9 protein-coding genes and 1 pseudogene are annotated in these 13,889 nt (G+C 69.5%); 6 read left to right on the forward strand and 4 right to left on the reverse strand.

Going from position 1 to position 13,889, the window contains the following annotated elements:
• The first annotated feature begins 112 nt into the window (after window positions 1-112).
• Complete coding sequence (gene dcp, locus ACFJIT_RS18000; RefSeq protein WP_379654482.1) at window positions 113-2,272, forward strand: peptidyl-dipeptidase Dcp; 2,160 nt, start codon at window positions 113-115, stop codon at window positions 2,270-2,272.
• A gap of 572 nt (window positions 2,273-2,844) precedes the next feature.
• Here the strand turns inward: dcp and phbB are convergent.
• The 3 genes and pseudogenes from phbB to ACFJIT_RS18015 form a co-directional block, all read right to left on the reverse strand.
• The gene (gene phbB / locus ACFJIT_RS18005; protein WP_130521557.1) at window positions 2,845-3,585 is read right to left on the reverse strand and encodes an acetoacetyl-CoA reductase; all 741 of its coding nucleotides are present in this window, start codon (window positions 3,583-3,585) and stop codon (window positions 2,845-2,847) included.
• Between the two features lie 156 nt (window positions 3,586-3,741).
• Window positions 3,742-5,073 carry a CitMHS family transporter gene (locus ACFJIT_RS18010; RefSeq protein WP_130521558.1) on the reverse strand — a complete coding sequence of 444 codons (1,332 nt, stop codon included), beginning with the start codon at window positions 5,071-5,073 and terminating at the stop codon, window positions 3,742-3,744.
• Window positions 5,074-5,121: 48 nt separating this feature from the next.
• Window positions 5,122-6,319, reverse strand: a pseudogene (locus ACFJIT_RS18015) (OprO/OprP family phosphate-selective porin).
• 176 nt (window positions 6,320-6,495) lie between these two features.
• Between ACFJIT_RS18015 and ACFJIT_RS18020 the strand changes: the two are divergent.
• From ACFJIT_RS18020 to ACFJIT_RS18035, 4 genes are all read left to right on the forward strand, one after another.
• Window positions 6,496-7,170, forward strand: coding sequence for a response regulator transcription factor (locus tag ACFJIT_RS18020; protein ID WP_286577792.1), 675 nt, complete (start codon window positions 6,496-6,498; stop codon window positions 7,168-7,170).
• Window positions 7,167-8,543, forward strand: coding sequence for a sensor histidine kinase N-terminal domain-containing protein (locus tag ACFJIT_RS18025; protein WP_379654483.1), 1,377 nt, complete (start codon window positions 7,167-7,169; stop codon window positions 8,541-8,543). Before ACFJIT_RS18020 ends, ACFJIT_RS18025 begins: the two co-directional genes overlap by 4 nt.
• Window positions 8,544-8,551: 8 nt before the next feature.
• On the forward strand, window positions 8,552-9,583 hold the full coding sequence (locus ACFJIT_RS18030) for an ABC transporter substrate-binding protein (RefSeq protein WP_379655802.1): 1,032 nt from the start codon (window positions 8,552-8,554) through the stop codon (window positions 9,581-9,583).
• 213 nt (window positions 9,584-9,796) lie between these two features.
• Window positions 9,797-10,591 (forward strand): MipA/OmpV family protein, encoded by a 795-nt coding sequence (locus ACFJIT_RS18035; protein WP_379654484.1) that lies wholly within the window; start codon window positions 9,797-9,799, stop codon window positions 10,589-10,591.
• A 6-nt stretch (window positions 10,592-10,597) separates the two neighbouring features.
• Here ACFJIT_RS18035 and ACFJIT_RS18040 read toward each other — a convergent pair whose 3' ends face one another.
• Window positions 10,598-12,691, reverse strand: coding sequence for a phosphoglycerol transferase I (locus ACFJIT_RS18040; protein WP_379654485.1), 2,094 nt, complete (start codon window positions 12,689-12,691; stop codon window positions 10,598-10,600).
• A gap of 348 nt (window positions 12,692-13,039) precedes the next feature.
• Here ACFJIT_RS18040 and ACFJIT_RS18045 point away from each other — a divergent pair, with 348 nt between their 5' ends.
• A complete protein-coding gene (locus ACFJIT_RS18045; RefSeq protein ID WP_379654486.1) occupies window positions 13,040-13,696 on the forward strand; it encodes a LuxR C-terminal-related transcriptional regulator in 657 nt (218 codons plus the stop codon).
• Window positions 13,697-13,889: the final 193 nt, after the last annotated feature.

Below are 13,889 nucleotides of genomic sequence, written 5' to 3' on the forward strand. Positions count from 1 at the left end.
CGTCGGTGCGTCCTGACGCTGACCTTTGGCCCAATCGGCCAGCGTCCGGCACGTGCCACCGACCGGCAGATCGGGTAGCGTGCGCGGCTCTTCCGCAATGGCTGGATCCCGCATGACCCGCACCCTCGCTCTTGCCACCGCCATCAGCCTGGCGCTGGCCGCCTGCCACGCACAAACGGAGGCCGATGCCGTGAAACCCGCCGCGTCCACCCCGGCCGCCGACGCCGCGCCGCAGCGCGCCAACCCGCTGCTGAGCGCCAGCACGCTGCCCTTCCAGGCGCCGCCGTTCGACAAGATCCAGGACAGCGACTACCTGCCGGCCTTCGAGGAAGGCATGCAGCAGCACCTGGCCGAGATCCGCAAGATCGCCGACAACCCGGAGCCGGCCACCTTCGCCAACACGCTGGAGGCGATGGAGCGCAGCGGCGAGACCCTGACCCGTGTCTCGCGCATCTTCTTCGGCCTGGTCCAGGCCGATACCAACGATGCGCGCCAGAAGATCCAGGAAGAGATCGCGCCCAAGCTGGCCGCGCACCAGGACGAGATCAACCTGGATCCGAAGCTGTTCGCGCGCATCAAGAGCCTCTACGACCAGCGCGACACCTTGAACCTGGACCCGGAGCAGAAGCGCCTGGTCGAGTACCAGTACCAGGAGTTCGTGCGCGCCGGTGCGCAGCTGTCCGACGCCGACAAGGCCACCCTGCGCAAGCTCAACATCGAAGAGACCACCCTGGCCACGCAGTTCCACACCAAGCTGGTCGCGGCCGCCGCCGCCGGCGCGGTGGTGGTGGACGACAAGGCCAAGCTGGACGGCCTGTCCGACGGCGACATCGCCTCGGCCGCGCAGGACGCGGCCGCGCGCAAGCTCGACGGCAAGTACCTGCTGGCCCTGCAGAACACCACCCAGCAGCCGGTGCTGGCCTCGCTGAAGGATCGCGACCTGCGCCTGCAGGTGATGAGCGCCTCGCAGACGCGCGCCGAGAAGGGCGACGCCAACGACACCCGCCAGACCGTGCAGCGCCTGGCCCAGCTGCGCGCGCAGAAGGCCAAGCTGCTCGGCTTCGACAGCTATGCGGCCTACAGCCTCAGCGACCAGATGGCCAAGACGCCGGATGCCGCGCTGAAGCTGCTCACCGACACCGTGCCCGCCGCCACCGCCAAGGCGCGCAGCGAGGCGGCCGAGATGCAGAAGGTGATCGACGCGCAGCAGGGCGGGTTCAAGCTCACCGCGGCCGACTGGGACTTCTACGCCGAGCAGGTGCGCAAGGCCAAGTACGACCTGGACGAGGCGCAGATCAAGCCGTACTTCGAGCTGGACAACGTGCTCAAGAACGGCGTGTTCTACGCCGCCACCCAGCTCTACGGCATCACCTTCAAGGAGCGCACCGACATCCCGACCTACCACGACGGGATGAAGGTCTACGAGGTGTTCGACCAGGACGGCAAGTCGCTGGCGCTGTTCTACACCGACTACTTCAAGCGCGACAGCAAGTCCGGCGGCGCCTGGATGGACGAGTTCGTCGGCCAGAATGGGCTGAGCGGCACCAAGCCGGTGGTCTACAACGTCTGCAACTTCACCAAGCCCGCATCAGGCCAGCCGGCGCTGCTGAGCTTCGACGACGTCACCACGATGTTCCATGAGTTCGGCCATGCGCTGCACGGCATGTTCTCCAACGTGAAGTACCCGACCCTGGCCGGCACCGCCACCTCGCGCGACTTCGTCGAGTTCCCCTCGCAGTTCAACGAGCACTGGGCCTCCGATCCGAAGGTGTTCGCGCACTACGCCAAGCACTATCAGACCGGCGAGGCGATGCCGGCCGATCTTGTGGAGAAGATCAAGAAGTCGCGCACCTTCAACCAGGGCTATGCCACCACCGAGTACCTCTCGGCGGCGCTGCTGGACCTGTCCTGGCACACCCTGCCGGCCGACGCGCCGCTGCAGGACGTGGACAAGTTCGAGGCCGATTCGCTGAAGAAGTACAAGGTCGATCTGGCCGAAGTGCCGCCGCGCTACCGCACCACCTACTTCGACCATATCTGGGGCGGCGGCTATTCGGCCGGCTACTACGCCTACTTCTGGGCCGAGGTGCTGGACGACGATGCGTTCGAGTGGTTCAAGGAGCACGGCGGGCTGAGCCGCAAGAACGGCGACATCTTCCGCGACAAGATCCTCTCGCGCGGCAACACGGTCGACCTGGCCACGCTGTACCGCGACTTCCGCGGCAAGGATCCCAGCGTCGCGCCGCTGCTGGAGAATCGCGGGCTGAAGTGAGGCAGTTTTTCCGCCGAGTTCGGCGGGAGATATGAAAAAGGACGGCTTCTGGCCGTCCTTTTTTGTTCTTGTCGCTATAGGGATTGCAGTGCGTGGGCGTTGCGACTTCGAAAAGGGGCAGCGGTCCGGCGGGCGGCGTCCGCTTTCCCCTCAGTCAGGGCATCGGCGCCCTGATTCGGGCGCTCGGGCCTCCTGCCTCGCTCGTCGCGGCCACCGCCCGCCGGCCCGCTGCGGCGCGCTTCATGTCTCATGACTTCGGCTCGAAAGAAATCCTGACCTGTTGGCCGCAGAGCCTCGACCCGACAGGGCGTGGCACAGCACGGGTCAGGCCGCGCGCACAGTCCTCGCAAACCCTGTGGGAGCCGCCATGGCGGCGATGAGGCTTTACCGGGAAGGCCCCATCGCCGCCACGGCGGCTCCCACCTTTGCGGAGCTTGTGGCAATCCCCTCTTGGGGACTCCGCTGCTCTTCGTTCGGTTCGTGGGAAGGCCCCAGCGGAGCAAGCTCCGCTCTACAGGCAGGCGGCTGCGAGACTTGAGAAGACAGTTGCACCCACCGAGCAGGAGTCGCGCTCAGTCCATATGCAGGCCGCCGTTGACGGCGTAGTCGGCGCCTGTGACGTAGGCGGCCTCGTCGGAAACCAGCCAGGCGCACAGGCCGGCGACTTCGGCCGGCTGGCCCAGGCGGCGTACCGGCACGCTGGAGGCCAGGCGCTCCAGCATGTCGGGCGGGAAGCCGCTGATCGCCGCGCTGGCGATGTAACCGGGCGAGAGCGTGTTGACCGTCACCCCGCGCGTGGCCACTTCCTGCGCCAGCGCACGGGTGAAGCCGCCCATCGCCGCCTTGGCCGTGGCGTAGTTGACCTGGCCGATTTGCCCGCGGTGCGCGCTGACCGAGCCGATGTTGACGATGCGTCCCCAGCCGCGCGTGGTCATGCCGTCGATCACCTGCTTGGTGACGTTGAACAGCGCGTTGAGGTTGCCGTTGATCACCGCCTGCCAGTCCGCGCGCTGCATCTGCCGGAACAGCTGGTCGCGGTGGCCGCCGGCGTTGTTGACCAGCACGTCGATCTCGCCGACCTCCGAGCGCACCTGGTCGAAGGCGGCCACGGTCGAGTCCCAGTCGGCCGCGTTGCCTTCCGAGACGATGAAGTCGAAGCCCAGCGCGCGCTGCTCGCGCAGCCAGCCGGCCTTGCGCGGCGAATCGGGCCCGCAGCCGACCACCACGGTGTGGCCGCTATGGGCCAGCTTCTGGCAGATGGCGGTGCCAAGGCTGCCCATGCCGCTGGTGACGTAAGCGATGCGAAGTGTCATTGGATGGACCTTGGAAGTATTCGAAGAGGTGTCGGGACCCGGGAACCGGGCCCCGTAAAAAGCGAGCGTGGCCTGTGAAGCGTCAGTGGCGTTTGCTTTCCCGATTCCCGATTCCCGATTCCCGATTCCCGATTCCCGATTCCCGATTCCCGCCACTCAAGCCACCAACGGAAACAACCCAAACACCAACCCCGCCGCCATCAGCACCAGCGAGACCAGCACCGCCCACTTGAGGGTGAACTTCTGGTGATCGGCGAACTCCACCTTGGCCAGACCCACCAGCAGATAGGTCGAAGGCACCAGCGGGCTGAGCAGATGCACCGGCTGGCCGGCCAGCGAGGCGCGCGCCATCTCCACCGGCGTGATGCCGTATTCGCCCGCGGCCTGCGACAGGATCGGCAGCACGCCGAAGTAGAAGGCGTCGTTGGACATGAAGAAGGTGAAGGGCATGCTGGCCAGCGCGGTGATGACCGCCAGGTACGGGCCGCAGGCATCGGGGATCACCGCCAGGAAGCTGCGCGACATCGCCTCGACCATGCCGGTGTTGGACAGAATGCCGGTGAAGATGCCGGCGGCGAAGATCAGCGACACCACCGACAGCACGTTGCCGGCATGGTTGACCAGGCGACGACGCTGCTCGGCCAGGTCCGGGTAGTTGATCACCAGCGCGATGGCGAAGCCGATCATGAACAGCACCGGCATCGGCAGCACGCCCACCACCAGCGCGGCCATCAGCGCGCAGGTCAGGGCGAAGTTGACCCACAGCAGCTTGGGCCGCTTGATGTGCTCGACATCCTCGACCGTGGGCAGGGCGTCGCTGCCGTCCTCGGCCACCGAGGCATCCATCCAGTCCTGGCCCGGCGGCAGCTGGATCACGCCCAGGCGGCGGCGCTCCTGCAGGCCCAGCCACCACGCCAGCGCCAGGATGCTGAGCAGCGCGATCACCATCGCCGGCACCAGCGGCACGAACACATCGGCCGGGTCCACGTGCAGCGCGGTGGCCGCGCGCGCGGTCGGCCCGCCCCACGGGGTGAGGTTCATCACGCCGCTGGCGAGCATGGTCACGCAGGTCATGCGCAGGGCGTTCATGCCCAGCCGGTGGTACAGCGGCAGCATGGCCGAGGCGGTGATCATGTAGGTGGTCGAGCCGTCGCCGTCCAGCGAGATCAGCATCGCCAGGATCGCCGTGCCCATCACGATCTTCAGCGGATCGCCCTTGACCAGGCGCAGGATGCGCCCGACCAGCGGGTCGAACAGCCCCGCATCGATCATCACGCCGAAGTAGAGGATGGCGAACATCAGCATCACGCCGGTCGGCGCGATCTTCTTGATGCCCTCCAGCATCATCTCGTTGATGCCGCCGCCGAAGCCGCCCAGCAGCGCGAACACGATCGGCACCGTGATCAGCGCCACCAGCGGCGAGAGCCGCTTGGACATGATCAGGTACATGAAGGCGATGACCATCCCGAAGCCGAGCAGCGTCAGCATTCGCGTTTCCTCAAGGGTTGAAGGCCGCACCGGCGGTGCGGCGGTGGATCAGAAGTCGTACTGGAAGCGTCCGGTGTAGGCCAGGGTGTGGTCCAGCGTGGTGCCGGTGCGGTGGTCGCGGTTGCGGCTGTCGATCACGTCGAACATCACCCGCAGGTTGGGCTGGAAGTACCAGTTGGCGCCCAGCGTCACCGCCCGCATCGAGGCATCGATCGTGTCGGCCATGCCGTCGGGATGCTGCCGACCCCACATGCGGTCGTAGCGCAGCGCCAATTCCAGCGCGCCGGTGCGGTGGCGCATGGCCTTGATGCGCGAGAAGCGCCCGGTCTTGCGGTCGTAGCCGCGCGACTCGCCGGTGACGAACCAGCTGACGAAGCCGTAGGCGGCCTGCACCTGCGCCTGTTGCGCGCCGTCGTCCAGCACCGCGCCGCTGTATTCGCCCTGCCAGGACAGCGGGCCGTGGACCTCGGCGTATTCCAGCGACCACTTGTCCACGTCGGTGTCGCGGCCGGCGTCGAAGCGCGCCAGGGTCAGGCGGCTGTTGTCGGCCAGGTCGTTGGCCGGGCGCGGCCGCAGCACCAGCGCCGTGGCCCGGCGCGTGCCCGGATGGTCGTAGGCCTCGTGCGCCAGCGACAGGCCCAGGTGCCGCAGGGTGCTGCCCGCATCCAGCGGCAGCCAGGTCGCGCGTTCCGCCGACCGCCGCGCCCTTGGTCGCGCTGTTGTCGATGCTCTCCAGACTGTAGGCGCTCGCCGCCCAGGTGCCATGCGGCAGGGTGGCCTGCCACGACACCGCCTTGCGGTAGATCGGCGCCAGGGTGCTGGGGCCCATGCCGCGCTCCAGGAACGCGCCATAGTTGGAGCCGGTGCGATCGTCCAGGCTGAAGTACTGCTTGAACTGGCCCACCGTCAGCGTGCCGGCGTCGAACGCTTTGGCGATGTACACATCGCGCGCGACGATGCCGGCGCTGCCCGGCGCATACTGCAGGCCGGCCAGATCGACCTCGGCCTTGTAGGTGAAGCCGTAGAAGCGCCCGGAGACATCCAGCCAGACCCGGCGGAACTGGGTGTCGTTGCGGTTGGGCGCGCCGCGCTCGTCGTTGTCGAACACGGCGAAGTCCCAGTGCAGGCGGCCGCCCAGTTCGGCGGTGATCGGGCGCGTGTCCTCGTCCGCGGCCAGGGCCGGTGCGGCGACGCAGGCGCCCAGGACCGCGGCCAGCGCGGCGATGGTGTTGGTGGTGGTGGACACGGACCCTCCCAGGTTCGGACCGGTCGCCGCGGATCGAGCCCGGGCGCCGAGGTTGCGAGGCAGGCTAGGGGCCGCAAGCTGTCATGGTCCTGTCGCTGCGGCGCAGCAAAGGTGGGATGGACGCGGCCGCGCGCAGATGGAATCCTGCGGCGCCCCATGCCGTGCTGGCCGTGCCGATGCGCCTGCTGCTGGTCGAAGACAACGAGGACCTGGCCGACGCCATCGTGCGACGCATGCGGCGCAGCGGCCACGCGGTGGACTGGCAGCGCGACGGCCTGGGCGCGGCCAGCGTGCTGCGCTACCAAGCCTTCGACCTGGTAGTGCTGGATATCGGCCTGCCGCGCATGGACGGCCTGACCGTGCTGGGCGAGCTGCGCGAGCGCGGCGACGCCACGCCGGTGCTGATGCTCACCGCGCGCGACGGCATCGAGGACCGCGTGCACGCACTGGACGTGGGCGCCGACGACTACCTGGCCAAGCCGTTCGACTTCCGCGAGTTCGAGGCGCGCTGCCGGGTGCTGCTGCGGCGCAGCCGCGGCCAGGCCACCGCCGCGATACAGGTGGGCACGCTGGTGTTCGACGCCGCCGCGCACACGGTGCATGTGGATGGCGTGGCGCTGGAGTTGCCCAACCGCGAGTTCCGCCTGCTGGAGATCCTGCTGGGCCGGCTGGAGCAGGTGGTGAGCAAGGACGAGATCGCCAAGGGCCTGTTCGGCTTCGACGACGAGGCCGGGCCCAATGCCATCGAGCTGTACATCGGCCGCCTGCGCCGCAAGCTGGGCGAACACGGACCGCTGCGCATCACCACCGTGCGCGGCGTGGGCTACAAGGCCGAGGCCGCCGCGCCATGAGCCGCGCCGCGCCTTCGCTGCGGCGCACGCTGCTGCTGTACCTGGGCGCGCTGTCGGCGCTGGCCATCGCCGTGCTGTTCTTCGCCGCACGCGCGTATGGCAACCGCGCCGCCAACCAGTCCTACGACCACCTGCTGGTGTCCTCGGCGATGTCGATCCTGGACAGCGTCGCCCTGGCCGATGGCCAGTGGCAGGTGGATCTGCCGTACGCGGCGCTGGACATGCTGTCGATGGCGCCGGAGGACCGCGTCTTCTACCGCGTGCTCGACGGCAGCGGCCGCACCATCACCGGCTACGGCGACCTGCCGATGCCGCGCCGGCCGCCGGGCGATGGGCAGCCGGTGCTGTTCGACACGCGCTACAGCGGCGAGCCGGTGCGCGTGGCGGCGGTGGCCCGGCGCATCACCACGCCGGCGGCGCAGGCGCAGGTGCTGGTGGAGGTTGGGCACACCCGCCGCGCGCGCGAGGCGCTGGCCGGCGAGCTGGTGCTGCGCGCGCTGGCCGCGCTGGCGCTGCTCTCGCTGCTCAGTGCTGCGCTGGTCTGGCTGGGCGTGCAGCGCGCGCTGCGGCCGCTGGCGCGGCTGGAGGGCGACCTGTCGCGGCGCGAGCCCTCCGACCTGCGCCCGCTGCCCGAGGGCGCGCCGCAGGAGATGCAGCAGATGGTCGGCGCGCTCAACCGCTTCATGCAGCGCCTGCAGGCCAGCAACGAGAACCTGCGCGCCTTCATGGCCGAGGCCGCGCACCAGATGCGCACGCCGCTGGCGGCGCTGCGCGCGCAGGCGCAGCTGGGCCTGGACGAGGACGACCCGGCCGACATGCGCCGCAGCCTGGTCGCGGTGGAGCGCAATGCGACCCACATGAGCCGCCTGCTCAACCAACTGCTCAGCGATGCCAGCGTGCTGCACCGCTCCAACCTGCAGGACTTCACGCGCTGCGACCTGGCCGAGGCGCTGCGCCAGGCCTTGCACGACGCGCTGCCGGCGGTCGGCCCGCAGCCGGTCCTGGTGCTGGAGATGGACCCGGCGCCAGCGTACGTGCGCGGCGATGCGCTGCTGCTGCGCGAGGCGTTGAAGAACCTGATCGACAACGCGCTCAAGCACGGCGGCGCGCAAGGGCCGCTGGAGATCGCGCTGCGCGTGGAGCCGGCGCAGTGCGTGGTGACCATCGCCGACCACGGGCCGGGCATCCCGGCGGCCGAGGCCAACACCGTGTTCGCGCGCTTCGCCCGCGGCGCGCGGGCCGCACAGGGCGGCGCCGGCCTGGGCCTGGCCATCGTCAAGCGCGTGGCCGACAGCCATGGCGCACACATCGACCTGTCCAACCAGCCCGAGGGCGGGCTGGTGGTGACCCTGCGCCTGCCGAGGATCGCCTGATGCGCCCGATGCGTCTGTTCGCCGTGCTGCTGTTGCTGTGCGTGGTGCCCCTGGCCTGGGCGCAGTCGGACAAGGCGCGCCGCTTCCCCGCGCCCGCCGGCAAGGCCGGGGCGCAGCTGCGCGTGCAGGGCTCGACCGATCTGCCGGTGTTCGCCAGCGTCATCGCCGACTACCAGCGCCTGCATCCGGACGTCGAGGTGCTGTACGAGGAAGTGGTCTCCTGGGAGATGTACGCGCGCTACCTGCGCGCCCCGAACGACGCGCACGGCCCGGATCTGATGATCAGCGCCAGCATGGACCTGCAGACCAAGCTGGCCAACGACGGCCACGCGCTGGCCTATCGCTCGCCGCAGACCGAGGCGCTGCCCGACTGGGCGCAGTGGCGGCACGAGGTCTTCGCCGTCAGCACCGAGCCGGTGGCCATCGTCTACAACACGCGCCTGCTCAAGCCGGACCAGGTGCCGCGCACGCGCCGCCAGCTGCTGGACCTGCTACGCGATCCGGACGCGCCGCTGCGCGGCCGGGTGGGCACCTACGACATCGCGCGCAGCGGCGTGGGCTATCTGTTCGCGACCCAGGACGCGCAGCGCGGCAGCGTGTCCACCGCGCTGCTGGCCGCGCTGGGCCGCAACGCGGTGCAGCTGGAGGAGCGGACCGGCCCGTTGCTGGACCGGGTCGCGCGCGGCCAGCTGCTGCTGGCCTACAACGTGCTGGGCTCCTACGCGCAGGCGCGCATCGACGCCGGCGCGCCGCTGGGTCTGGTGCAGCCGGAGGACTACACGCTGCTGGCGCTGCGCACCGCGGTGATCCCGCGCACGGCGCAGCACCCCGCGCAGGCGCAGTCCTTCCTGGACTATCTGCTCTCGCCGCGCGGCCAGCGCGTGCTGACCGAGCAGGCGCGCCTGGGCTCGGTCCTGCCGGCCGGCGAGGCGCTGCGGCCGATCGCGCTGGGGCCCGGCCTGCTGGTGTACCTGGATACGCTCAAACGCCGCCAGTTCCTGGAGAACTGGCACGCGCTGGTCCAGCCGCAGGCGCCTTGAGGCCGATCGCGCGCCGCGGCGGACGCGTGGGGCATGAACGGAACCGTTCCGGCTCCGGCAAGTACGACATCGTCCCGACATTTTCTGCCAGAAAATGGTCACCGATGGGCCCGGGCTCGCCAGCGGATTCGCGCCGCGCCGACCCACGCCTCGCCCGGCGGGAGGCCGCCGGCGAGGCCGGGCCGCCTAGGACCTTAGACCATGCATGTGCGCTTGATTTCTCTCCTGCTGGCGGTGCCGGCCCTCGGCACGCTGGCGGTCTTGCCCGCCAGAGCGCAGGACGCGACCGTCACTCAGCCGACCAGCGATAACGAACAGGTGATCGGCATGGCCGCCCAGCTCGAGTCGCGCTATCCGGGCGGCGGCGGCAGTCGCTTCGCGCCCATGCCGGTGTTCTCGCTGCAGCACGGCGTGCTGTTCGCCGATCAGGAACACGGCGCCGGCCTGCAGTTCCAGCTCGGGCCGGTGTTCACCCTGTCGCAGTCGGTGGCCTACGACTTTGGCCGCGTCGATCACGACAGCCGCTGGCGCTCCGGCAGCACGCGCCTGGCCGGCATCGGCCAGGTGCCCGACGCCTTCACCTCGCACACCATGCTGGAGGCGCAGTTCACGCCTTGGCTGTCGGTCAGCGCCGAGGCCGAGCGCACCTTGCGCCAGTCCGCGCCGCGCACCCAGTTCCACCTGGGCACCGAGCTGGGGCTGTTCCAGACCGCGCACGACGGCATGGCCGTGGACGTAGATGCCTGGTGGGGCGATGCGCATTACAACCAGGCCGCGTTCGGCGTGACGCAGGCCCAGGCTGCGCGCTCGGACTTCGCGCCGTTCCAGGCCGATGCCGGGCTGTACGCCGGTGCGCTGGGCCTGGGCTGGGAACACAAGTTCGACACGCACTGGACCTCCACGACCCAGCTCACCTCCACGCGCTACGGGGGCCAGGTGCAGGGCAGCCCGCTGCTGGTGCGGCGCACCGAGCCCGGCGCGGTCTGGGCGATCACCTATACCTACTGAGCGCGGTTACGAGCGCTTGCCGCGCGTCGGCGCCGGCACCAGGGCCACATCGTGGTCCACGCCGATGTCGTCGGGCGAACCCAGCCAGGCGCGGATCTGCATGTCGTCCACTTCGCGGTCCAGGTCCAGGCTCATCTCGATGCGGCCGGAAGGATCCGGCAGCGCCCAGTGCTGGGCCAGCACCTTGCCCTGCGCATCCATGGCCTCGATCCAGAAGGCGTGGCTGGGCCGGTGCGAGGTGGTCAGCGTGACCTGGTAGTGGCCGGGCGCGGTCTGGCGCAAGGCCGAGCCGACCATCACCGGCTGGCGCGGCTCCAGCCGCGCGCCGGCCATGCGCTGCAGCGGCGCGTCCACGCGCACGCCGTGCGCCAGCTCGCCGCTGCGGTACAGCCGCGCATCGCGGGCGTTGTTGATCAGCAGCGCGCACCAGCCGCTGTCGGGTGAGTCGTTGTCGAAGGCGGTGCAGCGGTCGACATAGGCCAGCGTGTTCTCCGGGCTGGCCTTGCGGAAGCGGCGCGGCGTGTCTTCCAGGGTGATGTTCTTCAGGTTCCAGCTGCTGTCGTAATCCAGCAGCACGGGCGGGCGCAGCTCCTGCACGCCGACGACCAGGCGATCGTCGTCCACGCGCAGCGTGCGCGTCTGCCGCCCTGTCCACAGCTGGTTGGCGTAGGCCAGATAGCGGCGATAGTCGCGGCCGTCGGCCTGCGCGAAGGCGGCGCTGGCGCTGGGCTTGGCGTGCGGGTCGAGCAGCGAGCGGCCGAAGCCGATCGCGCCCAGCGCCGGATCCAGTAGCGACAGCAGCGTGGCGCCGGAATCCAGCGTGCTGCCGCCCCGCGTGTCCACCTGCTTGGGCGCGATGCCCGGGCCCAGCATCAGCAGCAGGTTCTCGCGGTGCAGCATGCGCAGCGTGTCGGCTAGCTCGTTGGGCAGGGCCAGGTGATCGGAGGCGACCACCACCACCGTATTGTCGGCCCAGCGGCTGCTGCGGATCCTGGCGACCAGCTCGCCGATCAATCGGTCCGAACAGCCGATCGCCTCGCGCATGCTCACCGCGTCCTGGCCCTGGCGCTGACACGCCACCGGCAGGTGCCCGGCCGGATGGTGGGTGTCCATGGTCAGCGTGGTCAGCATGAAGGGCTGACCCGCGCGCGACAGCGCCTGGAACCTGTCCCACACCTGGTCCAGCAGCACATCGTCGTGCACGCCCCAGGCCGAGAAGTGGCGGCGATCGATGCCCTGGCGCTGGAACCAGGCCAGATCGCGCACATCGTCGTAGCCATGGCTGGCCAGGAAGCTGCCCTTGCCGGCGAACGCACCATCGGCACCGCCGATGAAATCGTTGCGATAGCCCTGCGTGCGCAGATAGTCGCCCAAGCACTGCGCCTCGGGCAGGAAGCTGTGCATGCGGCCGAAGCTGTTCTCATCGCCCGGCGCGGCGGTCAGCGGTACGCCGCACTGCGAGGACACCATGCCGGCGATGGTCCAGCCGCCGCCGTCGGCCGAGGTCACGTTGCGGAAGTCCAGCCCTTCGCTGGCCAGCTGCTGCAGGTGCGGCGTGATCCCCCCGAAGGCCTTCCGATCGAAGTAGGTGCGCTCCAGGCTCTCGCCATAGATCCACACGATGTTCTTGCGCGTGGGCAGCGGTGCGCGCGGGACGCGGTACTCGCCCGCCACCACGCTGCCATCGACCGGCTGACCGAGGCGATACAGGCGCATGCCATCGCGCGGCAGCGGACTGGCGGTGATGGCGATCGCGGCAGCGGCGAGGAAGGCGGCGGAGGTGGCGCGCGCATGGCCGTGCAGGCGCCAGCGCCGCACACGCGCCAGACCCAACGGCAGCAGCGAGGCCAGCAGCAACGCGACATAGGCGGCGATGTCGCCCGCGAAATCCGAGACGCCCGCGCCTTCCATCCCGGCCCTGAGGTGATACAGCGTGGCCGCGTTGAGGCCATCGCCGCTGAGGCGGTCGATGAACCACCACGTACTCAGCAGCACGCCCAGGAGCGAGAGCACGCACGCCTTCCACACTCGCCCGCGGCCGGACATCAACAACAGACAGGCCATCGCCAGCAGGGCAAGGGTCAGGACGAACGAGGACATGCGTTGGGTGTCTTTCCGTACAAGCGACATCCCGAGACTAGCCACGAATTTCTCGAGTCGACAAGCGATGCATGAACGTTGCATGACAAGCGCGGTCCATCGCGACGATCGCGCTGGCGACGCTTCATGGATTCTTTACATCGGGTTCAACGACGCGAAGCGTTATTGCAGCAAGTGCGAGCAACTTTGATGTGGTGAAAAATTGTCCACGGGATGCCTGCGCATGTCCGGCGCGTTTTACGAATCCACAACAACCCGCACGCGCGGGTCCGGCCACATGGCGAATCCGACATCTGCGCGCGGCGCCGGCCTGAGCGCCGCCCGCCCGCGGTGTCCTAGACTGTGCGGATGACGCCACCGACCCTGCTCGTCGCCGACGACCATCCGCTGTTCCGCGCCGCGGTCCTGCACGCGCTGGCTTCGCGCTTCCCGGGCGTGTCCACGGTCGAGGCCTCCAGCGTCTCCACCCTGGGCGTGGCCCTGGAGCAGCATCCGGACGTGGCCCTGGTGCTGCTGGACCTGGCCATGCCCGGCGCGCGCGGCCTGTCGGCGCTGGCGCTGCTGCGCGGCGAGCGCCCTGAGCTGCCGGTGGTGGTGATCTCCTCCAACGACGATCCGCGCGTGATCCGCCGCGCCCAGCAGTTCGGTGCGGCCGGCTTCATCCCCAAGTCCTCGCAGGTGGAAACCATCGGCGAGGCGGTGGCCACGGTGCTCGAGGGCGGCACCTGGTTCCCGCCGCTGACCGCCGCGCGCTCGGAGGCCGACGCCCAGCTGGCCGCGCGCCTGGCGCAGCTGACGCCGCAGCAGTTCCGCGTGCTGATGCTGGTGGCCGAGGGCCTGCTCAACAAGCAGATCGCCGCCGCGCTGGGGCTGGCCGAGAACACGGTCAAGATCCACGTCGGCGCCGTGCTGTCCAAGCTCGGCTGCCGCTCGCGCACCCAGGCCGCCGTCATGGCGCGCTCCCTCGAGCTGGACGACGTCCCCAGCCACGACGACGCCTTGTAGGGTCTTGGTGGGAGCAACTGTGTCCTCAAATTTCGCAGCATCCTGCCTGTAGAGCGGAGCTTGCTCCGCTGGGGCCTTCCCAAGAACCGAACGAAGAGCAGCGGAGCAAGCTCCGCTCTACACGGGCTGCCGCCCTTTTGGCCTTTTTCAGCCAATGGCAGCGATGAGGCTCTCCCGGGAAAGCCCGATCATC

Source organism: Pseudoxanthomonas sp. UC19_8 (assembly GCF_042700505.1).
Classification (GTDB): Bacteria; Pseudomonadota; Gammaproteobacteria; order Xanthomonadales; family Xanthomonadaceae; genus Pseudoxanthomonas_A; species Pseudoxanthomonas_A winnipegensis.